The sequence below is a fragment of the Brevibacillus sp. HB2.2 genome (assembly GCF_013284275.1).
GTDB classification, from domain to species: domain Bacteria; phylum Bacillota; class Bacilli; order Brevibacillales; family Brevibacillaceae; genus Brevibacillus; species Brevibacillus brevis_D.
In genome coordinates this window covers 235,612-258,325 of the sequence record NZ_JABSUV010000003.1, presented here as the reverse complement: position 1 = coordinate 258,325, position 22,714 = coordinate 235,612, and the positions used below count along the sequence as shown (strand labels likewise).

The window sequence follows — 22,714 nt, the reverse complement described above, 5'->3', positions numbered from 1 at the left end:
TCCTCCTCGTTTAACTTGACTAATCAAGTGATGGTGTAAAAAAATTACTCAGGCGGTAATTCCTTTTTTTGGCTATGCTTATGAACGCGTGTCATTAGGGAGTAAAGCGTTTTTTGTTCTTCTTCACTTAGTACCTCATCAAAGAATGACGACTGAAACGCTAGTTGTTCAGGAAAGGCTTGTTCCAGTACGGCTTCCCCTTTTTTGGTAAGGCTGATCGTTTTCGTTTTCCAATCCTGCTTGCGTACAATGTAGCCCTCTTTTTCAAGTCTTACGAGCATCCGGGAAATACCACCCTGTGTAACGGTTACCTTCTCAGCTAACTCCGACTGGGTGAGAGGCTGGTAGACGCTTATTTGCATCAGAACATCGAATTGCGCTGTTGTTAAGTCGAAGCGTTTGAGAAACTCATTTGACAGCTGGTTGCTTTGGGTGGTAAACCGCATCAAGCGTAACCAGATTAATGAGCCGATGGTGTTATTACGCATGTTAGTTTGCCTCCCTTCGCTGAGCTTATTATCACTTTACTACTCAATTGATAAAAAGGCAAGCGTTTACTAACTTCCTTCCACACCCATTTATTCTTCCAAGTATGATTTTATGTCGAATATTTGGTATTTATTTACAGTTTAAAGCGTGATATTTTGTAACTGTATACAAATTATTCAATTAACTCGAATGAAAGGGTGATCTATTTTCTTGTAATTCATGCATTTTCAAATGTTAGCTAAAACTTTAATTGATCTACGGAGGGATAGTATGAAAGGGCTGCTGCTTAAACTAAGATATTCCACAGCAATAGTGTTAGCTTTTGCTTTATTATTTAACACAGTATTACTATCAACAGCATCTGCAAATACACAAATTAATAAAATCCCCAAAATAGATAGCGAAGTTTTAAAGCAAATAACTAATAGTAAATACTTGGAAGATACAGGCGTTGACCTTAATTTAAGTGAAGACGAGTTGCGTTACTCAACTGAATTTGTATTTAACCATTTGGAATACATCGTATTTGCTTTACAGGAGGATCAAGAATATAGAGAGTTGTTTATGAATCAATCAACCATAAACGATGATCTAAAGGAAGAGTTAGAATCTGTATTAGAAATAAAGAGTGAAGAAAAGAAAAGTGAAAAATTATACTCACTGGTTGATCAGATTAGAGAAGATATCGAAGAAGAGTTTAACGCTAACGAGCTTTCTCCTACAATTTTGCCGAGTATCACCTCCGTTGTATTAAAATATGGTAGTGAAAACATAAATGACCCAAGAAGCGAAACGATTCAATATAGTTCGAGAGATAAGGTAGAAGCCCTCGCTCTTCCGTTACTTTGGCCAGTTGTGGCGCTCGCATTAAAGGGATTTGTAAAATCGAAATTCGGAAAAAAAATCATGCGTGAGATTTGGGATGAATTTGAAGATAGAGTTTGGGATGAAATTAGCAATGCTGCAGAGGCTGTATATGATGAGCATAAAGGAAAAATTGACTATTCTGGTCCCGAAAATTCTAATGGGAGAATAAAACAGGGAGAAGAAGTATTTACACTTTATGATGATAGAGGAGGAGATATATTTAGGTTTGATATTAGAAAAAGAGAACTACGGGGGAAAACGCATCTAGACTTCCACTACCATAAAAAGACGGATTCTGATCCTGATATGGAAGAACACTATGAGATATATACAATTACTCGGAATGGAACGTTGCCCAAGTGGGGTACGGATTAATAAGGTAATGCACACTATTTATGAAATAGGGGATCATTTATGGAGAAAAAATCAGGAGTATACTTTGGCAAAGAAATTGCCGTAAACAACTTGAGAGATATCCTATTTCACTATCATACTGAAGAAAATGCAGATTATGAAATTACCATTGATTGTAAAGAGTTCGATCCAAGAATTGAATTAGATACTGAAATAATTGGGTCTTATGTAAGAAAAGAAGACATAGAAGAATTGAATTTGAAATTAAAAGGGCTACCAGGGAACTTCCGTTGGTGCACATACAAACACTGGCATACGACAGCAGAAATCAATGAAGTAAAATATGAAGCATATGGGAAGGAAACGCTAGATGGTGAACGGTTGCTTATATTAGAAGATTATACAGGAGAGTTGAATGATCTCAGATTAAAAATATGCAATCTCCCTCAGCATTTACAGCATTTACAGTGGGTGACATTGAGGAAAAATATTGATGGAACATATCCAAATATGCAAGAAAATTTTAGATCCTGGATAAACGAGATGTTAAAACTTTAAACTGTTTGTAAGAATGTGCCGCTCCTTTATTAGGAGCGGCAGTATCTTTATCTATTGTTGTTTTCAACCGTCTTCTTCATCGTTTCAATTAATGCTTTCAAGAGGGGCAAATTCCGGTTCTTCATATGATAAGCCAAATACAAATCATTAAAAACAGTATAGGACGGGTACATGATCTTTACTTTGTTTCTGGATAAATGGTCTTCCAGCATGAACGTAGGCAACAGGCTGATGCCAGCGCCGTGCTCAATAGCCTTCAGTACACCATGCAAATCGGGTACGACGTGTGTCGGATGCGTTTGTGGGCGTTTTTGAAAATGCTCGCGCCAAAAACGGCGGATGATCGGCAAATCCAAATCATAGCTGATCCATGGCTGGGAGCATAACCATGATTCAAAAGACTCCTTGTCGTCAAACGTTGGTTCCCTGAAATCGGGAGGTGCCACCAAAGCGAATTCCTCTTGCATGTACGGAATATATTCGACGCCTGGCGCGGAAAGCTTTTGCGACATGACGATGAGGTCTCCTTTTTCCTCCAGCAGGAATTCGAGTATCTTGGAAGCGACACCGAGATAGGCGATGACGCGCATTTGGAAGCTTCCGATGTGCGGAGCTAGCTTCTCCCGGAAAAACTCATGCGCCGACCCGATCCGAATGACAATGGCTCCCCAACCTCTGCTTCCAGGGAGGCGAGGTGCTGGCTCATGGCTGGTTGTGTCATCATCCTCGTTCTGGCAGCTTCCGATACAGAGCTATGCTTATAGATGCTGATAAAGCTACGGTACCATTCAAAGTCCGCCATGTTGGCTATCCTTTCTTACCTGTGACGTGTCTGGTGTTGCGCTCCCCATATCGTAAACAAAATTCCGATGACCGTCACGAGTGAAGCGACCCAAGGAACGGCAGAAAGACCTCCTGCAAAGTTAAAATCGATCACAACGCCCCCGATATAGGCACCAAGCGCGTTTCCCAGATTGAAGGCCGCGATGTTCAGTGTCGAGGCGAGCGTAGGTGCTTCCTTGGCTGTGTTCAGCATGTGGAGCTGCAAGCCAGGAACCGTACCAAATGCGGCAATCCCCAAAAGGAATACCGTTATTAGGGTGAGGATCTTATTTTGATCCGTAAAGCTGAACACGGCGAGAACGAGCGCCAGTGCGACAAGTATCCCGAGCAAGGAAGGAAACAGCTTGCGGTCTGCCAATTTTCCTCCGTAAATATTCCCGATCGTAATCCCTACACCGAACAGGACGAGGATGTACGAAACAGAGCTGGGGGAAAAGCCCGTGATATCCACCAGGATTGGTGAAATATACGTAAACGCAGTAAATACGCCACCAAATCCGAATACGGTCATCAAAAGCGCGATATGAACCGCTGGGCGTTTGAGCACGCCGAGCTCTTGCCGCAGACTAGATGTTGCACTGGTGACCTTCGGAACGAGCATAACGATTCCGATCAACGCAATGATCCCAATCATCGTGATTGCCCAGAAGGTAGAGCGCCAGCCGTACGCTTGCCCGAGAAACGTTCCAATCGGTACACCCAAAATATTGGCGAGTGTCAGTCCGGTAAACATGATCGCGATGGCACCCGCGCGTTTTTCCTTGGGAACCAGCTCAGCGGCAATGACCGAACCCACACCGAAGAACGATCCGTGAGTAAGAGCAGCCAGGATGCGAGCCAGCATCAAAACCGTATAGTTCGGTGCGAGAGCGGCTAGCGCATTTCCCGCGATAAATAAAATCATAAGAAATAGCAAAAGTGCTTTGCGCGGCATTCTGTGGGTAGCCATCGTAATGATGGGAGCGCCGATAGCGACACCCAATGCATATCCGGTAATCAGGAATCCAGCCATCGGGATGGAAACGTTCAGACTGGTGGCTACCTCGGAAAGCAGCCCCATAATGATGAACTCTGTCATCCCGATCGCAAATGCTCCAAGAGTCAGAGCGTACAAGGCGAGAGTTGACCCTTTGCGAGTAGCCTGTGCCTGTTCATAGTGACGGGTCATATTTTCTGTTGCCACTGTAAGTAGCCCTCCTTTCGTGTAAAGAAAAGGCTGATATGCGTTTCGTCTATCAGCCTCACGTGTATTATTCACCTAATCTGCTTATTACTGCTTCTGTGACAGCGAGTGTAGACTGGGGATTTTGTCCAGTAATTATATGGGGTACAGCCGAGCCAGATAAAGGTCCAAAATGCCTCGTCCATTGAGTCCAGTGTTCAACATTACAGAGGATGTCAAGAATATTTCTTTCTTGTAATCGTAGATTCCAGCGCTTTTAGAGTTGGAGAACCTTCCTTTTTCGATATACGTTTGAGGGTAGGTTCCCCTTTTTCATTAATGATTACTTAACTATGATAGGCGGTATATCTTTTGGACGTGGGAAGTACCCAAGGCGTTGAAAAGACTTCATCATGACCAGTAGGCTCATAACCGGGGCTGATCCACGGGCTACTGAATGAGCGAACTGCATTTCTTGATGTGGGTGTATATACTTCATGGAGCTCTTTTGAAGTAGGGTTTCTTTTAAATCGCGGGTAGGCAGTACGTTCAATAGATGCCATGTGTTCCTCTCCTCATAGGATCTATCTGATTTTCATATTCCTTTACACGTCGATAAAAGGTATTGGATTTTAGGTTAAGGCGCTTCATACATTCGGTGGCTGTGATTGATCCGGACTTCCATTCCCTAATGATACCATCATAATCCCGTCCTAATCGGGCGATAAGCTGTCATATGACAGTAAAAACGCATCATGGTGACATAATGGCATCTTGGCAGTATGACAATTACTTTGCAATACTCGGGGAGACAAATCGCTTCGCAACGAATGAATGAATAATACGATTCTTTAATCAAAAGGAGAAACGAAATGAACAAAATTTCTATGCTCACTGTATCGACAATGATTACCGCGACTCTATTACTGCCATTACAAGGAACTGGTTTTGCAAAGCAGGCGGATCCCCTCGTTACTACTTACAGTCAAGCTTCGCAGACCAAAGCCAAGCAACTTATCGATGAAGCTGCTAACCATCAAAATATACCGGGCATAATTGTAGCTTCCTCAAACAAAGGATCAAAATGGGCATATGCTTCCGGTGAAGCAAGCATTTACGGTACTGACCCGGTTAAGACGAACTTTACTTTCCGGATCGGTAGTCTAACAAAGACGTTTACTGCAATGGTCGTTCTTCAGCTTGTTGATGAACAAAAACTGAACCTGGATGACACGATAGAAAAATGGCTGCCTGATGTTGTTAAGGGTACTGAATATGAAGGGGATCATATCACGATTCGGCAACTATTAAACCAAACAAGCGGTATTCCTGACTATTCAGACCACAAGGATTTTCTCGATAAATTTCTCCCAAACCCGTTACATTCCTTTACTGCTGACGAATTAGTTCGTACTGCACTGAACATGAAGGCAACCTCTAAGCCTGGAGAGAAATGGGTTTATTCCAATACGAATACGGTACTGGCAGGGATGATTATTAAGAAGGCTACTGGAGAAACATACGGGGAACATATTAGGAAACGTTTCATAGCTCCCCTTAACCTAACGAGCACTTATGTACCCGACGACTACTCGTTTATTCCAGGTGAACATGCACGAGGATACTTCGTACTCGACGGTCAATTCATAGACAGAACCGAAATGAATCCCTCTTGGGCAGATGCTGCGGGATCTATGATCTCCACAGCGGATGATATGAATACATTCTTCAGTGCTATACTTAGTGGCAAGCTATTAAAACCAGCTACTTTAGATCAGATGTTAACTGGGGTTGAAACTCCAGCAGGTGAATACGGCTTGGGAATCGTTGGAACAAAGCTGACGAATGGTATTACGATTTGGGGGCATGGCGGCAACGTTCCAGGATTCGCAACGTTCACAGGTGGAACTCGCGGCGGGGATTATGTACAAACCCTTAATATCAATGCGATGCCTTCTGACATTAATACGTTGACTCTTTCCAAAAGCATTGCCGAGCAACTCATTGGCTCTTCATCACATTAAGAACACCAGCAAGCTGGCACTGGAAATTTCCTATTCTGGTGCCAGCTTGCTGCCATCTCGGCCCTGACCGTTTCCTCTGCCCGCGACGGAATGTCCGAGATAAACAGTCTCAAACGATCTTATAAACAGTCTCAATTTACGTTATAACTCACATCTGCGCGAACGCATGGACATTTTCCTGATCGGATTACCGATGGATACGGGTGCAATCTTGGGCCAGCCCAAACATCCAAACATATGCGAAGTTTAGTTACACCCCCTATGCTCTCATTTGTAAACCGCCGACATGTAACTGCCCAGAAGATCGATGCAGCCATACGTGACATTCTGAATCAATAAAAATTTCCGCAGCCACTTGAAGGAGCAATGTCAGTACCTATTTAATTGATGGGGTCATACTATATTGCCTCCTGTATTTTTTGATTGGGATACAGTTGCTATTCTAAGGTCGAGTATCGATAAAACAAATTATGTTTTAGTAGCATAATCACAAATAAATTTATAGATAATAATTGAATAGGAAAAAGGCTTATTGCTCTTGGAGTTCCCAAGGCAAAAGCCTTCTATCAATTTTCCTTCTTAACTTAACGGCTAAATTCCTTTTCGAACATGGCTTGGTTAGTGACGACAGGTTCTGGACCGACCGCATTGATGTTCGTCACCATAATATCCTTCCCGCCTAAGGTACCACCCGCTAACGTTTCAAACCCATGAATGCCGCCTCCATGAACCCAATAGGTCTTTCCGTTCGGCAGTGTCACCCCGTAAATTCCCAATCCATATTTGCCAAAAGGCGATTCCACACCTGTTGTCATCTGCTTCATCATCTCGTCATTTAATAATTTCCCACCCAAAAGCGCACTAAAAAAGGTGGTCAAATCTTTCCCTGTCGAAATCATTTCCCCTGCAGCATTCGCGAATGAAGGATTATACTCTGTGAAATCAAACAGTTTCCCTTCCCGATTCATGCTATAGCCTGTGGCATGCTTGCCCGGGATTTTTGGATTACTACCACTAAAGGATGTATTTGTCATCTGAAGCGGGTCGAGGATCCGTTTCTTCATCTGCACATCGTACGTTTCTCCTGTCACCTTCTGAATAACAAGACCAGCTAGTACGGTATTTGTATTCGAATAGTCAAAGCCTGCCCCTGGTTGAAATACTGGCGGCTTAGCCAGTCCCATACGTACAAGGTCATTAACGGTATATTGAGGGAATGAGGTAGCGTACCGCATGTCTGTACTCGTATAGCTTGCAATCCCGCTCGTTTGGTTCAATAACATACGAATCGTGACTTTGTTGCCGTCATACCCATTACCCTTTACCACACCTGGAAGCCATTTTTCTACCGAGTCTTCCAGATTCAGCTTTTTCTCCTGAGCCAACTGTAAGACAACGGTAGCAACAAACGCCTTTGTGACACTGCCAATACGGAAAGTAAAGTCTGGTTCCATCGGATTTTTATGATCGAGGTTGGCTACACCCGCTGCATAAGACCAGTATTCTCCGTCTCTTAACCCAGCAGCGATTATTCCAGGGACTCCCTCAACTTTTGCTTTCTGATCAATGAAGTCCTTCATTTCTTTCCCATGTTTTTGAGCTGTTTGATCCGGGGTGGTTGGTTGCTTGGCTTGTCCCGAGAATTCAGTCATCTGGATGTTCTCCATATGAGAAACAGTATCTCCTAATGCATTGATACTCATCGCGATCACGTGCTCGCCGTCTTTTGTCCCACCTGCGAAGTTGGTGAATCCAGGAATGCCGCCTTGATGACCCCATATGGTAGTGCCATTCGGCAATGTTACTTCCTGAATACCGAGTCCGAATTTTCCGTGTGGATTAGAAACAGTGGTTAACATTTCTTTCTGCATCTCAGGTGTTAACAATTTTCCGCTCAATAAAGCGCTAAAGAACGTTGTTAAATCTTTCGTAGTCGAGATCATAGCCCCTGCTGCGTCTGCAAACGAAGGGTTAAGGTCAGTTATATCCATTAATGTACCGGCATTGTTAAAGTATCCATTCGGACTGTTTTTCGGAATGGATCGAGAGTTTTCCGGGAAAAACGTTTCTGTTAGTTGAAGCGGCTCAATCACTCGTTTCTTGATTTGTTCGGCAACCGTTTCTCCTGTGACCTTTTGGATAACGAGTTTCATCAGCACTGTATTCGTATTCGAATAGCCACCTGTGGTCGGTGTTTGCTTTAATGCGCGAGAAATGAGTTGTTCAGCTGTAAACGTTTGAGTGGAGTTCTGGATTATACTTTCCTTGAGTTCATCATCTAAGTAGTCTGCCACTCCACTCGAATGATTTAATAACTGACGAATCGTAATTTTGTTACCATCATATCCGTTTCCTTGGACGACACCTGGCAGCCATTTTTCCAACGAGTCATCGAGGCTTAGCTTCTTTTCCTCAGCTAGTTGCAGGGTCACTACACCGACGAACGATTTCGTTATACTCCCGATTCGAAATGAAAAGTCGGCTTCCATCGGTTTCTTACTTTCTATATTCGCTTCGCCGGAAGCATACGACCAGAAATCATTTCCCTTCTTTACTGCAAAGAGGATACCTGGAATGTTTTCGCTGGCAGCAGCTTTATCAATCGCTTCTTTTATTTTGGCATGATCCGTTTTCTTTTGTTGCGTGATTGCTTGATCCACACTTGCTTCCGCACAACCGTAAGTAGGAAGTATTAGCGTTCCTATCAATAATGCAGATAACGTAAGGGACGCTCCTTTTTGCATAGGGAATGGTTTCATTTCTCATCGCTCCTGTAAGTTGATTTGTGTTGGTCTTTACACATCCACCTTATTCTCAGGGCTGTAAAATCACATAGTGACAATACCGTTCTATCTATATATGACATCGTGTTAACTGATCATATTTGCGGCATGATAGAATGTCATAAAGGCTATATGACACGGCGCATATTGCTTGACGGATCGGGAATTGGTGAGGCATGATGAGTCAGAAACATTCGGGAAATTCCTTACCATTCAAATGAGCAGGAGTACATGAAAAATGTTATTCAACATAAAAAAATGGTTCTGGTACAATTGGGTGATTTTTGCCTTGCGAACGATTTGGCTAGGCATCATCGTCATCGCAGATATTATGTATCCGGCAATGATAGCCGTTCCGGTCGGAGTCATCATCCTTAGTGCCCTTTTGGTTTATGCCATTCCATTGATCGTTCAATATAGAAAAAAAGATTGGTATCTGCCAGTCGAAGTCGTAATGACAGGCTTTTTTTATCTATTTGTGGCCTTTGTAGCGCCTGGATTGACTTGGTCTTTCGTTATACTAGTTATCATTATTGGTGTGGCCAGTAGTCATCGAACGTATATGTGGACAGGAATCTCTAGTGGGATCATTTTCCCGGCTTTAAATGGGTTGATTACCAATCGTCTCCCGTACGAGTTCATGTTTAGTTGCAGCTTTGGCTTTGCGATGGGGATGGCATTTAGCATATTAATTGAGTCTCATAAGCAAGGCCGTATCATTCAAGAACAGAAGCAATTATTGGAGCAGCATATTAAGCAAATCGAAGAGCTGACACTGATCGAGGAACGTAATCGGCTGTCACATGAGTTACATGACACGATTGGCCATTCGTTAACCTCTCTGATTGTTGGCGTTGAGTCGCTCCGATCCTCGGTTCCTGATTCACAGGTCGAACGAGTTGATAAACTTGTCTCCATAGCACAGGGCAGTCTGGATGATATCAGAAAGCATCTGCATCAGCTCTCTCATGCTCATGCTCGGTTCAACCAGTCGTTAAGTGAGTCGCTCCTGGAACTGACGGAAGAATTTATGAAGTCAACAGGTGTAACGGTCAACTTCCGTGTGATCGGCAGTGAGACGCTCGTTATGCAAAAAATGAGCATTTCTTTATATCGTTGCCTGCAAGAATTGCTTACAAATGCGGTTCGTCACGGCCAAGCAAGTGTGATAGCTGTTGATCTGTATTTCGAAAGTCAGCAACTCCGTTTACAAATCGAAGATAATGGCAACGGACTAGAATCCATCGAATTCGACTTAGAACTAAAGGGAATAAAAGAACGGCTTGAGCAACAGCAAGGTACGCTGTCCGTTCATTCACAATCAGGGCAAGGGACCGTTGCCATTTGTAATGTTCCTATACAGGCAGAAGCTGGACAGGGAAGTATCCGCCTGCTTATTGTTGATGATCAGGTGATGATTGCCGACAGCTTACAGCAAATTTTAAGCCAGCAGGACAACTTTATCGTTGTGGGTACAGCGAGTGATGGGCAAGAAGCATTAGAACAGTGTGAGCGACACCAGCCGGATATCGTGTTAATGGACGTGCACATGCAAGGGATGAACGGACTTGAGGCCATCCTTCAAATGAAAGAACGCTGGCCGAACATGAAGATTGTGATCATGACAACGTTCGAGGATTCGATCCAGGCAGCAACAGCATTGGAGCATGGGGCGGAAGGATATATGCTGAAGTCTACTCGTCCAAAAGAGATGATGGAAGCGCTGAAGCTCATCTATAGCGGGGGAACGTGGCTTGATCAGTCGATCGCCACGCGCGTATTCGAAGAGATGAAGCGCCAACGTGAGCAATTAGAGAAGTACAGCCCGAATGATCCGTATGGATTAACGAAACGGGAAAGGGAGATTTTACAGCTTTTATCGGATGGGCTTCGTTACAAGTCGATTGCCACCAAACTATATTTATCGGAGGGAACGGTACGGAATTACTGTTCCACTCTTTACTCGAAGCTCGGTGTCAGCAACCGGGAAGAAGCAATTGAACTGGCACGAACCGAGAGTATCCTATAGATGACAAAAAGACGGGAGAAATCCCGTCTTTACTCTTCCGGCGTTCGGTCGAGGAACAGCCGCGTTACCTTTGTGTAATCCCCTTTTTCCACTTCTTTTTCCGTCGCCTTTTCTTCCAAAGGATCATGCCCGTACATGCTTGGCGCTACTGTGGGCTCGTGCTCGGCAGAACCTCGCTTTTTCTCCATGATTCACCACTCCTTTTGCCAGTAGGGTGTGATGGATGGCTTATTCTTATCCCCGATTGCAGCATATGACATTGGAAATGCTATTTCAAAAGTACCGATCTTCAAGATCCGGTGCTTTTTTTGATGACAAATTGTCATATGGGGTAGGGAGAAACCGTTGGTAACAGGGCGTCTGAACCTTATGACAAAACGTTACTTGTTGTACAGGCAGTGCCCGGGCCATACTTTGAGCATACAAAGTTGTTTGGAGGAAAGAGAAATGAACAAGACGGCCTTTTACAGAAGTAGCATCGTCGCGGTATCGATTTTTGGTTTACTCATAACAGGATGCACGAATACAGCTCCATTAACCGAGACGGACAGCGAACAACAACAAGGGAAGAAGGCAGAAAATCTAAGTCCAAAAGAATGGTTAGAGCTGAACTCTTTTCAATTGAATGGCGCTGAGCCTGGGACTGATCTTAAAGATATTGAACCGCTGCGCCAAATGATCGGTTCTGCTTCAATCGTAGGTTTAGGTGAGGCAAATCATGGAAGTCGTGAAATTTATACGATGAAACACCGGTTTGTTGAATTTCTCGTCATGGAAATGGGCTTTACCACCCTTGTATTAGAAGAAAACTGGGGCAACGCATTGAAACTTGATCATTACGTTCTCACAGGAGAAGGGAATCCGAGTAAATTCCTAATGCCTATATTTCAAACAAAAGAAATCGTAGACATGCTGGAATGGATGCGTGAGTACAATGCCGATCCCGAGAACGAAACGAAACTGCGGGTGGTCGGAATGGATGTACAAAATGTCAGCGAAAATGTATACGATGAGATCAGACAGTATATAACAAAATATAAGCCTGACCTGCTGCCCAGTGTGAATAATAAAATGAAGGAACTTGCCGAAGTTACGAAGGACCTGGAAACCTATTCAGCTTTGCCGGTGGCCATTCAGAAAAAACATCAGGAGCAAGCGAAAGAAATCACGGAAATATTGGAACAAAACAAAAGCAGTCTGAACGGCCAATCCAAGGAGTTCGCAAGGATTAAGCAACACGCCAAGGTCATTGAGCAATTTACTGGCATGTATTTTAACGTCTCGGAGAATCCATCTGATTTATTTTTGAAGCATGATATCGCGATGTTTGAGAATGCGAAGTGGGCTCATGAACAGCTGGGAAAAACAATCGTATGGGGTCACAATGGGCACATCGCAAAGAACAATATGTTGAAAGAGGTATACCCGAAGCTCGCCGGTCAGTATTTACTGGAGCATTATGGAAAGGAATATGTAACGATTGGAACTTCATTCGGGAAAGGCGAATATAACGCGTTTAACATTGAAAATAAAATTGTTCCAGCTACCATTCAATCGAATGATCCAAAAACATTCAATCATACTCTGGATCAAGTCTCAAAGGATCAATACTTTGTTGATTTACGGAATGCTACAGGTCTCACCCAAAAATGGTTAGAGGAAGAACGGCCGTTTTTGATTGGATTCGGTTCTGCTGATCCAAGCAAACCAAACTCTATAACAACTTCGCTTGGGCAAGCATTTGATATTCTCATTCATATAGACACAGTGAGCGCTGGCGAGCTTGTTCGTTAAATAGCAGAAAGAAACCGGCATTTACCCAAGAGAACTGGGCAAAATGCCGGTTTTATTATACAAGAAACCCCATCAAGCGTTTAACATTGTCGGTGTTTTCGCGGGATGTCAGCGACTCTAGCAAGGTGAATGCCACATCAAAAGCGGTCGATGGATTGTACGAGGTGATGATATTGTTGTCGATGACGATGGATTGGTCAGGGATAACAGTGGCACCCATCGCTGCCAGCTGCTTTTGTCTCAGTTGGTTATTCAGGTTGTAGGTCGTTGCGTTTCGTCCTTGCAAAATCCCGCTTTTCCCGAGGGGCAGAGCACCCACGCAGATGGAGGCGATCACTTTGCCTTGCTTTTCAAATTCACGTATGAAAGCGAGAACGTCCTCGCGATAAGCATCTTCATAAAAGCCTGCATGCTCAAAACCGCCAGGCAGTGCCAGTGCATCGAAGTCATTTACATCCGCATCGTCGATCACCATCTCGGGGATCACGGTAAAATTCCACGTGCATTTCAACTCCTTGCGCGTTCCCACCGTCACCAGCTCCGTTGTTCCGTCCCCCTCTTCCTTGTTCCAGCCGATTACGTCTGTAAAAACGCTAGCCTCTACTGCCTCAAAGCCATTCGGTAATAACAAGCACACTTTTTTCATCGAAAATCAGCTCCTCTGTTCGAATCGTTCAAGCCGTACCGGTACTTACCAAGAATCATATGCTATCATTAGTTATTAGTAAAAATGAAAGTTCTGAAGATGATCTTCAGGATTTCTAATAATAAAACATGCGGGCAAGGGGGAGTGGGGATGGAGATTCGCCAGTTTCAAACCTTTAAGGCAGTCGTCGATTTCAACAGCTTTACGAAGGCCGCACAAGCACTGCAATATTCACAGGCTACGATTACATCCCATATTCAACAGCTGGAAGAAGGAATGGGTGTCCCTCTGTTTGATCGACTGGGAAAGAAAATTCAGTTAACCGCCTATGGCCGCGAGCTGTACACGTACGTGGAGGAGCTGCTGGTTTCTTATGCCAAGATCAAGGATATATCAGCGAATGAGCAATCACTGCAAGGCGAGTTACGCATCGGAGCCTCGGAGACGATTACGATCTATCGACTGGGTGACATTTTGTCCAAGTACAGAGAGAGCTACCCGGGTGTGAATATTTCATTTGTAATGGATGACTGCAGCCGCCTGCGGGAAAAGCTGCATGATGGTCTATTGGATATCGTGATCACGCTGGAGCCAAAGCTCGATGATCCGAATCTGGTTGTGGAGCCGTTCTCTACGGAACGTTTGGTTTTTATCGGGGGGCGCGATCATTCGTTTGAAAAAATAGAGGATGCTGGCGAGGAATGTATGATTTTCAGCGGGGAGCATTGTGCTCTGCGGCGGTTTTTTCAACGCTTCCTGGAAAAAAGAGAGATCAAGCCGAAGCATCACCTGGAATTCTCCAGTATGGAAGCGATCAAGCAGAGTGTGGCGAACGGGCTAGGCGTGAGCTTGATGCCGTATATTAGCGTCGAAGCCTTGTTGAATGAGCAAAAAGTGAAAATGATAGCGTGCGAGGAAGAGCTGTTGTTTTATGCGCAAATTGCCTACCATAAAAACAAGTGGCTCTCACGGGCGCATAAGAAGTTTATTGATCTCATGCTGGAAAGTCGAGATATCGGGTAAAGAGGCAACCAACCAGTCTGTTTTGGTCGAGAACCAGAGCAGGCTGGTTTTATTTTTGGAAAATTTCATAAGTTGTTTGACATTCGTTTTTCTACAATGCTAAGATCGAAATGAAAGTAAACGAAAGGTAATTAGAAATAAAACGAAACCATATATTTTAATATCGTAAGGAAGTGAAGTCATATGCTGGCAGCCGAACGGCACAGCAAGATCCTCGAACAATTGAAAGCAGAACAGAGCGTAACCGTCAGCCAATTGAGTCTGGCGCTGGATGTGTCGGAAGTAACGATCCGAAAAGATTTGATCAAGCTCGAAAACGATGGTCTGCTGACGCGCATTCATGGAGGCGCGACGATTACGAATTTCTTGCCATTGGAGCGTAGTTTCACGGAAAAGCTGGAAGAGAGAAGCGAAGAGAAGCAAGCGATTGCCCATCAGGCGCTGTCGCACATACAGCCGGGGGACACGGTTATTCTCGGGGCAGGGACCACGATGATGGAGCTCGCCAAGCTGCTGCGCGGCCTGAATGATCTGACGGTCGTGACGAATGCGGTCAACATCGCGATGGAGCTGAACAGTCAAGGTAAGCATCACGTCATCTTGATCGGTGGAGAGATGCGCCACAAATCCTTTGCGCTCGTTGGTTCTGTCGCAGCGGACAATTTGCGAGGACTTTCTGTATTCAAATGCTTTATCGGAGCAGATGGAATTCATCCGGAAAACGGACTGACGACGCTCAATCTGGCCGAAGCGCAAATTAACCAAGTCATGATGGAACGCGCCAGAAAAGTCTATGTGCTCGCTGACCATAGCAAGTTCGGAGAGACGCATTTGGCAAAATTCGCCGGGGTGTCCGATGTCGATCGGATTATTACAGATGCGGCGGCACAGCATCTTGTCAGTAAGTATGCGGAGCTGGGCATCAACCTGGAGCTGGCGAGCTTGCAGGTTGTGACCAAGTAAACTACCAGTTCAGAAAGGAAGCGGAGGGATCGATATGGCGTTGGTATCATCGACACAGATGCTGCGCACAGCAAGGGAGCAGGGATATTGTGTGGGGGCATTCAACGTACACACGATGGAAATGCTCCAAGCAGTAGTGGAGGCGGCTTGCGAAGCAAACGCACCGCTCATTTTACAGACCACAGTCGGAACGGTCCGGCATCTCGGACCGGAGTATGTAGCAGCAATTGCCCGGGTAGCCTCAGAGGAGGCCCGGGTGCCGATTGCCCTGCATTTGGATCATTGTCATGAGGAGGAACTGATCATGCGATGTATCGAAGCGGGTTACACATCGGTCATGATCGATGCGTCGATGCATCCTTTTGCGGAAAATGCGGAGATGACGCGACGTGTAGTGGAGCTGGCTCGGGAGCGCAGTGTGAATGTGGAGGCAGAGCTCGGCAAGGTCGGGGGTGTGGAGGACGATCTCGTCGTCGATGATGCAGATGCTGCACTGGCTGACCCGATCGAGTGCGAGAGATTTATCGAGTTGACTGGCGTGGATACGTTGGCACCGGCGATTGGTACGGCTCACGGGATTTACAAGGGGGAGCCACGCATTGATTTTGCTCGCATCGAAGAGATTGCCCGTCGTGTTTCTGTGCCACTCGTGTTGCACGGAGGCTCGGGAATTCCAGAGGAGCAGGTGAAGCGGGCGGTTCAGCTCGGCATGGCAAAAATGAACGTAGCGACAGAGCTGCGTATCGCGTTTTCGCAAGCGATCAAGGGCGTATTTGACAACAACCCGCAGGAAAACGACCCGCGCACCTATATGAAGCAGGCCAAGCAGGCGGTCAAAGAAGTCGCACTCGCCAAGATGGAGATGTGTGGTTGTATCGGAAAAGCGAATGTACGTTAACGAAAAAAAGACAGGAAGGGACGATTATACATGCGTATAAACCTTGATGATGCCAAAGCGTTGCGCGAACTGGACACGATTTCTGCCCTGCAAGATACGGAAAGCTACGATGAACAGTTTAAAACAGGCCTAAAATTATCTGATAGTTTAGATGTATCGAATATTTCTGTTAAAATCGAAAATATTGTCGTGCTTGGCACTGGTGGCGGTTCGGCTGCGAGCGTCAATTTGATCAAGTCGTATTTGTTTGACGAGCTGCAAGTGCCGCTTCAGTTAAATCAAGGCTACACCATCCCGGCTTTTGTGGATGCGAAGACACTCGTCATTGTCGTTAGCCACTCCGGCAATACAGAAGAAGTCGTCAGCGGCTACGAAGCGGCTATTGCCAAAGGAGCACAGATCGCCGTCATTACGGCGGGCGGAAAAGTATTGGAGATGGCTCGGAAACACAATCATGCGTGCTTGCTCGTGCCCGGTGGAATGATGCCGCGAATCGTATTGGGCTACATTTTCTTGCCGATTCTCGCCATCCTGACGAAGCTCGGGCTGATTTCCGACAAGCGTGCGGAGGTAGAGGAGACGATTACCCTGTTCGAGGAGTGGAAGCACAGCTACGGAACCGATTCTCCGATCGAGAAAAATGTAGCCAAACAAATCGCCATCGAGATGGATGGATTGATACCTGTTGTGTACGGAACGCTACCGTTTTTCGATGCTCCTGCATGGCGTTGGAAAAACCAGCTCGGGGAAAACAGCAAGCTGATGGCATTTTGGAACGCCATACCGAGCCTTCACCACGACGAGGCTGTGGGTTGGGATTCCCCGTCCGCGCTGCTGAAGGGCGTTCATTTTACACTCATTCGCGATCAGGAGGACAGCGAGAAGACGACCCAACGTGTAGAGATCAGCGCTGACATTTTGCGTGAGCGCGCTGGTGGAGTAAGGGTGGTTCATTCCCACGGCGTGTCCCGAATGGCTCGTTTGTTTTCGATCGTGTACTTGGCTGACTTCGTATCGCTGTACGCTGCTCTGATTCGCGGTGTCGATCCAACCCCGGTAGAAGTGATCAATTTGTTCAAACAAAAAATGGGGCAACCGCTCGTCACTGTGCAGGTGAGATAGCATGCTCGTAACGGTAACACTGAACGCGGCCATTGATAAGACGTATCGACTATCGCATTTTCGTGCAGGAGAGCTGCATCGCACGGGGGATGTACTGAGCTTGCCCGGCGGAAAAGGGCTAAATGTAGCGCGTGTAGCGAAAGCATTGGGGCAGGATGTTGTCGCCAGCGGTTTTGTCGCTGGTCACAACGGGAGGTTCATTGTGGAAGGCTGCGAACGTGAGGGGATTACGTCCTCCTTTATTGAAACGAGCGGAGAATCCCGATTGTGTCTCGCTTTTCTCGACGAACAGGAGAGAACGGTGACAGAAGTGCTAGAGCAAGGTCCTGCACCCAGTGAAGAAGAGATCGGTCGCTTGCAAACGCGTTTGATCGGGCTGGCGGATCAGGCCCAGTACATGGTTTTTTCCGGAAGCTTGCCAGGTGGCGTTCCAACAGAAACATACGCTGCGCTCATCCGAGGTGTCGCCGGGAAAGGAACTGCATGCGTGCTCGATACGAGCGGCCCGGCCCTGCTGGAAGGATTAAAAGCAACCCCCGCGCTCATCAAGCCCAATCGACCGGAAGCGGAAGCGATTCTCGGATTTTTGCTGGATAGCGAGGAGGCACGGTGCAGAGCGATACGAGAGCTACGTGAGCGCGGTGCTCAGCGAGTCCTTCTCTCGTTAGGGGAGGAGGGCGCGTGGTTTGGCGATGGAAAGGAGACGTGGCGTATTTCCGCGATCCCTTTGGCGGAATCCGAAGTGAAAAATACAGTGGGTTGCGGTGATTCCATGCTTGCGGGTGTCCTTGTCGGAAGGCTGCGAGGCTTGGCTTGGCCAGATGCCATTTGGCTGGGGATGGCATGCGGCGCCGCGAATACACGGTCGTTTGGAGCGGGTATGATCGCGCCCGACGATGTGCAGAGGTTGAGAAGTCAACCGATGCATGTGGAGCGAGTCGAGTAAAATAGCTGGTTTAGAAGGGAGGAGTAGCATGCGCGATGTAATTGGCCTCGATGTCGGTGGTACGACAATGAAAGGGGCGGTCATGGACGAGAATGGGCGAATTCTCCTCCGGGCTGCCAAGGAGACCAAAGTTCATAACAACTTGCCCATCTTGATCGAGCGAATGGCTGCCTTGATTAAAGAACTGCGGGATCAATCACCCGTTCCCATAGAGTCAGTAGGGATCGGATTCCCTGGTCCTTTTGATGCGGAAAATGGGATATCGGTTCACTCGCCCAACTTTCAATTGCATCAGGCAGACTTGCGGACACCGCTCGCGAAGCTGGTGGAGCTGCCGCTTTTTTTTGAAAACGATTTACGGACAGCTGCGCTCGGAGAAGCCATGTTTGGTGCGGGTCGGGAGGTAAGTCACCTCATATTCGTGCCGCTTGGTACAGGGGTGGGGGCAGGGATTGTAAACGAAGGAAAGCTAGTTCGGGGCAGTCACGGATTCGCGGGAGAGATTGGTCATGTGCGTTATCCAGGGCTTACTACTCCATGCAATTGTGGCAAGCTCGGTTGTGTGGAGACGGTCGCATCTGCTACAGGTATTGCCAGATTGGCCCGTGAACGCTTGGACAAGGAGCTCGATGCAAATCCGCGGCAAGCAAAAGCCTCTCCTCTGTTTACTTTGTGCGATGGGCAGCTTGAGCGCATTACGGCTGAGCAAGTGGCTACGGCAGTGGAACAAGGTGATGCGGTGGCGACCTGCGCATGGAACGAAGCGTGTGAAGTAACGGGCTGGGCTCTGTCTGTGTTGGTGAACGTGTGCAACCCACAACTGGTAGTGATCGGCGGTGGCGTCTGCCGGGCTGGGGAGCTTTTACTGGCCCCCGTTCAAGCGAGTGTACAAAAGTACGCCATGGATGTCGTACACCAACAGACAAAGATCGTCTTGGCCGAGCTCGGTGCAGATGCAGGCATGCTCGGTGCTGGCGCCTTGGCCCTGCAAGCAACGGGTAAGGAACAAGGAACCGTGAAATTGTAAAAAGAGGAGTGTACATCGATGCATCAACGGTATGACTGGGCAAATCATCAGCTGCTAGAGCGAAATCGCTTGGCGGCGCGGGCTTACTTTTTGTCTTACCCGGAAGAATCGGGAGCACTGACGTATGAAAGAGGAGCGACACCGTGGTTTCAATTGTTGAATGGGCATTGGCAGTTTGCTTACGCAGAATCACCACTGCGTGTGCCGGAAAACTTTTTTGCCGCCGATTACGATGCGAAGGAGTGGGCGCGAATTCAGGTGCCGGGGCATTGGCAGCTGCAAGGGTACGGGAAACCGCATTACACGGACTTGTACTATCCGTTTCCGGTCGATCCGCCGCATGTCCCGTCAGATAACCCGACAGGCTGCTATTTGCGAGAGTTTACGGTTGCGCCCGGGTGGAAAAATCAGCAGGTAATCCTGCGCTTTGAAGGGGTCGACAGCGCTTTTCATGTGTGGCTGAACGGAAAGGAAGTCGGCTATAGCCAAGGAAGCCGCTTGCCATCTGAGTTTGATGTGACGGAGCTGTTGCAGGAAGGCAGGAATCGCTTGGCTGTTCAAGTGTACCAATGGTCGGACGGTACATATGTAGAGGATCAGGATATGTGGTACTTGAGCGGAATTTTTCGGGATGTTTCCCTGATTGCTAGACCGAAGCTGCATGTGAGAGATCTGGCAGTCGTGACTGATCTGGACGAGGAATTCCGCCATGGTGTGCTGCGCGTACGTGTCCATGTAGAAAACAGTTCCGAAGCTGCCTATGACAGGGTGAGCGTGACCGCAAAGCTGCTGGATCAATCCTGCACGCTGATCGCTTCGCTAACGAACACCGAAGCAGGCGAGCTGGCAGCCGGAAAGGAAAAGGTCGTGACCTTGGAGCTTCCGGTGCAGGAGCCGAAAAAATGGTCGGCGGAGGAGCCGAACCTGTATCACCTGCTGCTTGCGGTTGAGCAGGAGTCGGGCGAAAAGACAGAAGTCATCCCGATTCGCGTCGGCTTCCGTCGTATCGAAGTAAAAGGAAACAACTTCTACGTGAACGGTGTAGCGATTCGCCTGAACGGCGTGAATCGCCATGATCATCATCCCGATCTCGGGCGTGCTGTCCCGTATGAAACGATGCGTGAAGATGTGCTCATGATGAAGCGTCACAACATCAACGCCGTTCGTACCGCGCATTATCCGAATGATCCGCGTTTTTACGATTTGTGCGACCAGTACGGATTGTATGTCATGGACGAAACCGATTTGGAGACGCATGGCTTCCAGTTGACCGGCAACATCAGTCAGCTGAGCGATGATCCAGAGTGGGAGCAGACATACGTGGAGCGCATGGAGCGCATGGTGGAGCGGGACAAAAACCATCCGTCGATCATCATGTGGTCGCTTGGCAACGAATCCGGTTTTGGCTGCAATTTCCGGGCAATGGCTGCTTGGTGCCGACAAGCGGACCCGACTCGTCTCATCCACTACGAGGAGGATCGCGAAGCAGAAGTGTGCGACGTATTTTCCACTATGTACTCCTCGGTAGAAAAAATGATTCAGCATGGTGAAAATGAACATCTGCAAAAGCCGCATATCATGTGCGAGTATGCTCATGCCATGGGGAATGGACCCGGTGGCTTGCGCGACTACGCCAATGTGTTTGACAAATATCAACGCTTGCAGGGCGGCTTTGTGTGGGAATGGATTGATCACGGCTTGCGCCAATATACGCCGGATGGGCGAGAGTATTTTGCCTACGGAGGCGACTTCGGGGATTACCCGACGAATGGCAATTTCGTCATCGATGGACTGATTCGTCCGGATCGTACCCCATCCCCAGGGCTGCTCGAATACAAAAAAGTGATAGAGCCGATCGTCGTAGAAGCGACTGATTTGGAAAGCGGGCTCGTCACCATTACGAATCGTTATGATTTCCGCACGCTTACGCACGTGAGAATGGTTTGGAGTGTGACAGCAGACGGACAAGTGGTACAGAGCGGCACGCTGTCTCTGCCACATACAGAAGCAGGAAGTCGTACCAATGTAGCTGTTCCGTATACCTTGCCTGCGCAGGTGCAGGATCGAACCGACTACTGGCTGACGCTATCTTTTGTGCTGGATCAAGATGAGAGCTGGGTACAGGCTGGACATGAGCTGGCTTGGGCACAATTTGCCTTGCCAATGACCGCTGCCCAACAGGTTACGGTCGCTTCCTATCAGCCTGTGTTCGGCAGAGTAGATATGAAAGAAACGAAAACGGACGTGACCCTTACAGGAGCAGATTTTCAGTTCGTTTTTGACAAAGTGAGCGGTGTGCCGACGAGCTGGGTGTTTGCAGGCAAGGAGCTGTTGGTGGCAGGACCTCGTCTCACGTTTTGGCGTGCTCCGATTGATAATGACATGTACGTAGTGGAAGAGTGGCGCAAGGTGTACCTCGATCGTTTGCAAAACCGGGTGGAGCATGTAAGCATCCAGCAGGATCGAGAAGATCGTGTGGTCATTACCTGCGATGTGCGGATTGCTCCGCCTGTATACGACTGGGGTTTTGCATGCTGCTACACGTATACCGTATTCGGAAATGGCGAAGTGCAGGTAGAGGTTCAAGGCACACCCAAAGGTACCCCGCCAGCGATGCTGCCGCGAATCGGCTTGAAGCTATTGGTGGCCAAAGATATGGAGTGCGTCTCGTGGTATGGTCGCGGCCCGGGAGAGGCGTATATCGACAGCAAGGAAGCTAATCGCATCGGGGTGTATCAGGCGAGTGTAGATGAGCTGTACACGCCGTACGTGTTCCCGCAGGAAAATGGCAATCGCACGGACGTCAAATGGATGTCGATCACGGATCAGCGTGGCATTGGACTTTTCGCGATGGGTCAACCAACCTTGGAATTTAGCGCACTTCGCTATGATACGGACGATCTGGAGCAAGCAAAGCACACGACAGATCTTGTAAAACGAGAGTATGTCACACTGCATCTCGATTATCGACAAAACGGGCTGGGTAGCAATAGCTGCGGACCTAAGCAATCCGAGCAGCATGCCTTGCGTCCAGAGGAGTTCCAGTTCCAGATGAGGCTAACGCCTTTTTCGAAGGATACGATTTCTCCGGTTCATCTGTATAAGCGGAATTTGAATTTGTGTAACTAACCGCTGATTGCTCTCGAAGGCATCGCCGAAACGTTGTACAATCTAACTAAAGATCGA

At 47.2% G+C, this 22,714-nt stretch carries 17 protein-coding genes and 3 pseudogenes; 13 read left to right on the top strand and 7 right to left on the bottom strand.

Translation table 11 applies throughout. The features are described from left to right. Positions 1-44: 44 nt before the first annotated feature. Positions 45-488 carry a MarR family winged helix-turn-helix transcriptional regulator gene (locus HP401_RS03715; RefSeq protein WP_173604110.1) on the bottom strand — a complete coding sequence of 148 codons (444 nt, stop codon included), beginning with the start codon at positions 486-488 and terminating at the stop codon, positions 45-47. A 271-nt stretch (positions 489-759) separates the two neighbouring features. Between HP401_RS03715 and HP401_RS03710 the strand changes: the two genes are divergently transcribed. Both HP401_RS03710 and HP401_RS03705 read left to right on the top strand, forming a co-directional pair. After that, positions 760-1,731, top strand: a complete 972-nt coding sequence (locus tag HP401_RS03710; RefSeq protein ID WP_173604109.1) for a YpjP family protein — start codon at positions 760-762, stop codon at positions 1,729-1,731. A gap of 39 nt (positions 1,732-1,770) precedes the next feature. Then, on the top strand, positions 1,771-2,268 hold the full coding sequence (locus tag HP401_RS03705) for a hypothetical protein (RefSeq protein ID WP_172139657.1): 498 nt from the start codon (positions 1,771-1,773) through the stop codon (positions 2,266-2,268). Between the two features lie 47 nt (positions 2,269-2,315). Here the strand turns inward: HP401_RS03705 and HP401_RS03700 are convergent. The 3 genes and pseudogenes from HP401_RS03700 to HP401_RS35685 all read right to left on the bottom strand — a co-directional run. Next, positions 2,316-3,070, bottom strand: a pseudogene (locus HP401_RS03700) (LysR family transcriptional regulator). Positions 3,071-3,085: 15 nt separating this feature from the next. Continuing rightward, positions 3,086-4,294, bottom strand: a complete 1,209-nt coding sequence (locus tag HP401_RS03695; RefSeq protein WP_173604108.1) for an MFS transporter — start codon at positions 4,292-4,294, stop codon at positions 3,086-3,088. A 328-nt stretch (positions 4,295-4,622) separates the two neighbouring features. Beyond that, positions 4,623-4,836 (bottom strand): annotated as a pseudogene (locus HP401_RS35685) (DUF4158 domain-containing protein); the annotation flags it as partial. Positions 4,837-5,145: 309 nt separating this feature from the next. On the opposite strand from HP401_RS35685, the gene HP401_RS03690 reads away from it, so the two are divergent. Together HP401_RS03690 and HP401_RS35680 are read left to right on the top strand one after the other, a co-directional pair. Then, positions 5,146-6,297, top strand: a complete 1,152-nt coding sequence (locus HP401_RS03690) for a serine hydrolase domain-containing protein (RefSeq protein ID WP_173604107.1) — start codon at positions 5,146-5,148, stop codon at positions 6,295-6,297. A gap of 198 nt (positions 6,298-6,495) precedes the next feature. Beyond that, a pseudogene (locus HP401_RS35680) lies at positions 6,496-6,630 on the top strand (Tn3 family transposase); the annotation flags it as partial. A gap of 251 nt (positions 6,631-6,881) precedes the next feature. Here HP401_RS35680 and HP401_RS03680 read toward each other — a convergent pair. Next, positions 6,882-9,056 carry a serine hydrolase domain-containing protein gene (locus HP401_RS03680; RefSeq protein ID WP_173604106.1) on the bottom strand — a complete coding sequence of 725 codons (2,175 nt, stop codon included), beginning with the start codon at positions 9,054-9,056 and terminating at the stop codon, positions 6,882-6,884. A gap of 262 nt (positions 9,057-9,318) precedes the next feature. Here HP401_RS03680 and HP401_RS03675 point away from each other — a divergent pair, with 262 nt between their 5' ends. Continuing rightward, positions 9,319-11,109 carry a helix-turn-helix transcriptional regulator gene (locus HP401_RS03675; RefSeq protein ID WP_173604105.1) on the top strand — a complete coding sequence of 597 codons (1,791 nt, stop codon included), beginning with the start codon at positions 9,319-9,321 and terminating at the stop codon, positions 11,107-11,109. A 29-nt stretch (positions 11,110-11,138) separates the two neighbouring features. Here HP401_RS03675 and HP401_RS03670 read toward each other — a convergent pair whose 3' ends face one another. After that, positions 11,139-11,297, bottom strand: coding sequence for a hypothetical protein (locus HP401_RS03670; RefSeq protein ID WP_172801873.1), 159 nt, complete (start codon positions 11,295-11,297; stop codon positions 11,139-11,141). Between the two features lie 259 nt (positions 11,298-11,556). Between HP401_RS03670 and HP401_RS03665 the strand changes: the two genes are divergently transcribed. Continuing rightward, the gene (locus tag HP401_RS03665; RefSeq protein ID WP_173604104.1) at positions 11,557-12,903 is read left to right on the top strand and encodes an erythromycin esterase family protein; all 1,347 of its coding nucleotides are present in this window, start codon (positions 11,557-11,559) and stop codon (positions 12,901-12,903) included. Between the two features lie 55 nt (positions 12,904-12,958). Here HP401_RS03665 and HP401_RS03660 read toward each other — a convergent pair whose 3' ends face one another. Beyond that, a complete protein-coding gene (locus HP401_RS03660; protein ID WP_173604103.1) occupies positions 12,959-13,549 on the bottom strand; it encodes a DJ-1/PfpI family protein in 591 nt (196 codons plus the stop codon). Positions 13,550-13,699: 150 nt separating this feature from the next. Between HP401_RS03660 and HP401_RS03655 the strand changes: the two genes are divergently transcribed. The 7 genes from HP401_RS03655 (at position 13,700) to ebgA (ending at position 22,657) form a co-directional block, all read left to right on the top strand. Continuing rightward, positions 13,700-14,572 (top strand): LysR family transcriptional regulator, encoded by an 873-nt coding sequence (locus tag HP401_RS03655; protein WP_142497347.1) that lies wholly within the window; start codon positions 13,700-13,702, stop codon positions 14,570-14,572. Between the two features lie 183 nt (positions 14,573-14,755). Beyond that, positions 14,756-15,535 carry a DeoR/GlpR family DNA-binding transcription regulator gene (locus tag HP401_RS03650; RefSeq protein ID WP_173604102.1) on the top strand — a complete coding sequence of 260 codons (780 nt, stop codon included), beginning with the start codon at positions 14,756-14,758 and terminating at the stop codon, positions 15,533-15,535. A 34-nt stretch (positions 15,536-15,569) separates the two neighbouring features. Next, positions 15,570-16,433: a class II fructose-bisphosphate aldolase gene (locus HP401_RS03645; protein WP_173604101.1), complete on the top strand. Its 864-nt coding sequence runs from the start codon at positions 15,570-15,572 to the stop codon at positions 16,431-16,433. Positions 16,434-16,463: 30 nt separating this feature from the next. Next, positions 16,464-17,555, top strand: a complete 1,092-nt coding sequence (locus tag HP401_RS03640) for a bifunctional phosphoglucose/phosphomannose isomerase (protein ID WP_173604100.1) — start codon at positions 16,464-16,466, stop codon at positions 17,553-17,555. Between the two features lies 1 nt (position 17,556). Further along, on the top strand, positions 17,557-18,501 hold the full coding sequence (locus HP401_RS03635; protein WP_173604099.1) for a 1-phosphofructokinase family hexose kinase: 945 nt from the start codon (positions 17,557-17,559) through the stop codon (positions 18,499-18,501). A 28-nt stretch (positions 18,502-18,529) separates the two neighbouring features. Beyond that, positions 18,530-19,528 (top strand): ROK family protein, encoded by a 999-nt coding sequence (locus HP401_RS03630; RefSeq protein ID WP_173604098.1) that lies wholly within the window; start codon positions 18,530-18,532, stop codon positions 19,526-19,528. Positions 19,529-19,546: 18 nt separating this feature from the next. Beyond that, positions 19,547-22,657 (top strand): beta-galactosidase subunit alpha, encoded by a 3,111-nt coding sequence (gene ebgA, locus HP401_RS03625; RefSeq protein WP_173604097.1) that lies wholly within the window; start codon positions 19,547-19,549, stop codon positions 22,655-22,657. The last annotated feature ends 57 nt before the right edge of the window (positions 22,658-22,714 follow it).

Bases quoted from the DNA above. Each gene is read 5' to 3' on its own strand.
- HP401_RS03715 (WP_173604110.1), bottom strand. From the start codon at position 488: ATGCGTAATAACACCATCGGCTCATTAATCTGGTTACGCTTGATGCGG.
- HP401_RS03710 (WP_173604109.1), top strand. From the start codon at position 760: ATGAAAGGGCTGCTGCTTAAACTAAGATATTCCACAGCAATAGTGTTA.
- HP401_RS03705 (WP_172139657.1), top strand. From the start codon at position 1,771: ATGGAGAAAAAATCAGGAGTATACTTTGGCAAAGAAATTGCCGTAAAC.
- HP401_RS03690 (WP_173604107.1), top strand. From the start codon at position 5,146: ATGAACAAAATTTCTATGCTCACTGTATCGACAATGATTACCGCGACT.
- HP401_RS03680 (WP_173604106.1), bottom strand. From the start codon at position 9,056: ATGAAACCATTCCCTATGCAAAAAGGAGCGTCCCTTACGTTATCTGCA.
- HP401_RS03675 (WP_173604105.1), top strand. From the start codon at position 9,319: ATGTTATTCAACATAAAAAAATGGTTCTGGTACAATTGGGTGATTTTT.
- HP401_RS03670 (WP_172801873.1), bottom strand. From the start codon at position 11,297: ATGGAGAAAAAGCGAGGTTCTGCCGAGCACGAGCCCACAGTAGCGCCA.
- HP401_RS03665 (WP_173604104.1), top strand. From the start codon at position 11,557: ATGAACAAGACGGCCTTTTACAGAAGTAGCATCGTCGCGGTATCGATT.
- HP401_RS03660 (WP_173604103.1), bottom strand. From the start codon at position 13,549: ATGAAAAAAGTGTGCTTGTTATTACCGAATGGCTTTGAGGCAGTAGAG.
- HP401_RS03655 (WP_142497347.1), top strand. From the start codon at position 13,700: ATGGAGATTCGCCAGTTTCAAACCTTTAAGGCAGTCGTCGATTTCAAC.
- HP401_RS03650 (WP_173604102.1), top strand. From the start codon at position 14,756: ATGCTGGCAGCCGAACGGCACAGCAAGATCCTCGAACAATTGAAAGCA.
- HP401_RS03645 (WP_173604101.1), top strand. From the start codon at position 15,570: ATGGCGTTGGTATCATCGACACAGATGCTGCGCACAGCAAGGGAGCAG.
- HP401_RS03640 (WP_173604100.1), top strand. From the start codon at position 16,464: ATGCGTATAAACCTTGATGATGCCAAAGCGTTGCGCGAACTGGACACG.
- HP401_RS03635 (WP_173604099.1), top strand. From the start codon at position 17,557: ATGCTCGTAACGGTAACACTGAACGCGGCCATTGATAAGACGTATCGA.
- HP401_RS03630 (WP_173604098.1), top strand. From the start codon at position 18,530: ATGCGCGATGTAATTGGCCTCGATGTCGGTGGTACGACAATGAAAGGG.
- ebgA (WP_173604097.1), top strand. From the start codon at position 19,547: ATGCATCAACGGTATGACTGGGCAAATCATCAGCTGCTAGAGCGAAAT.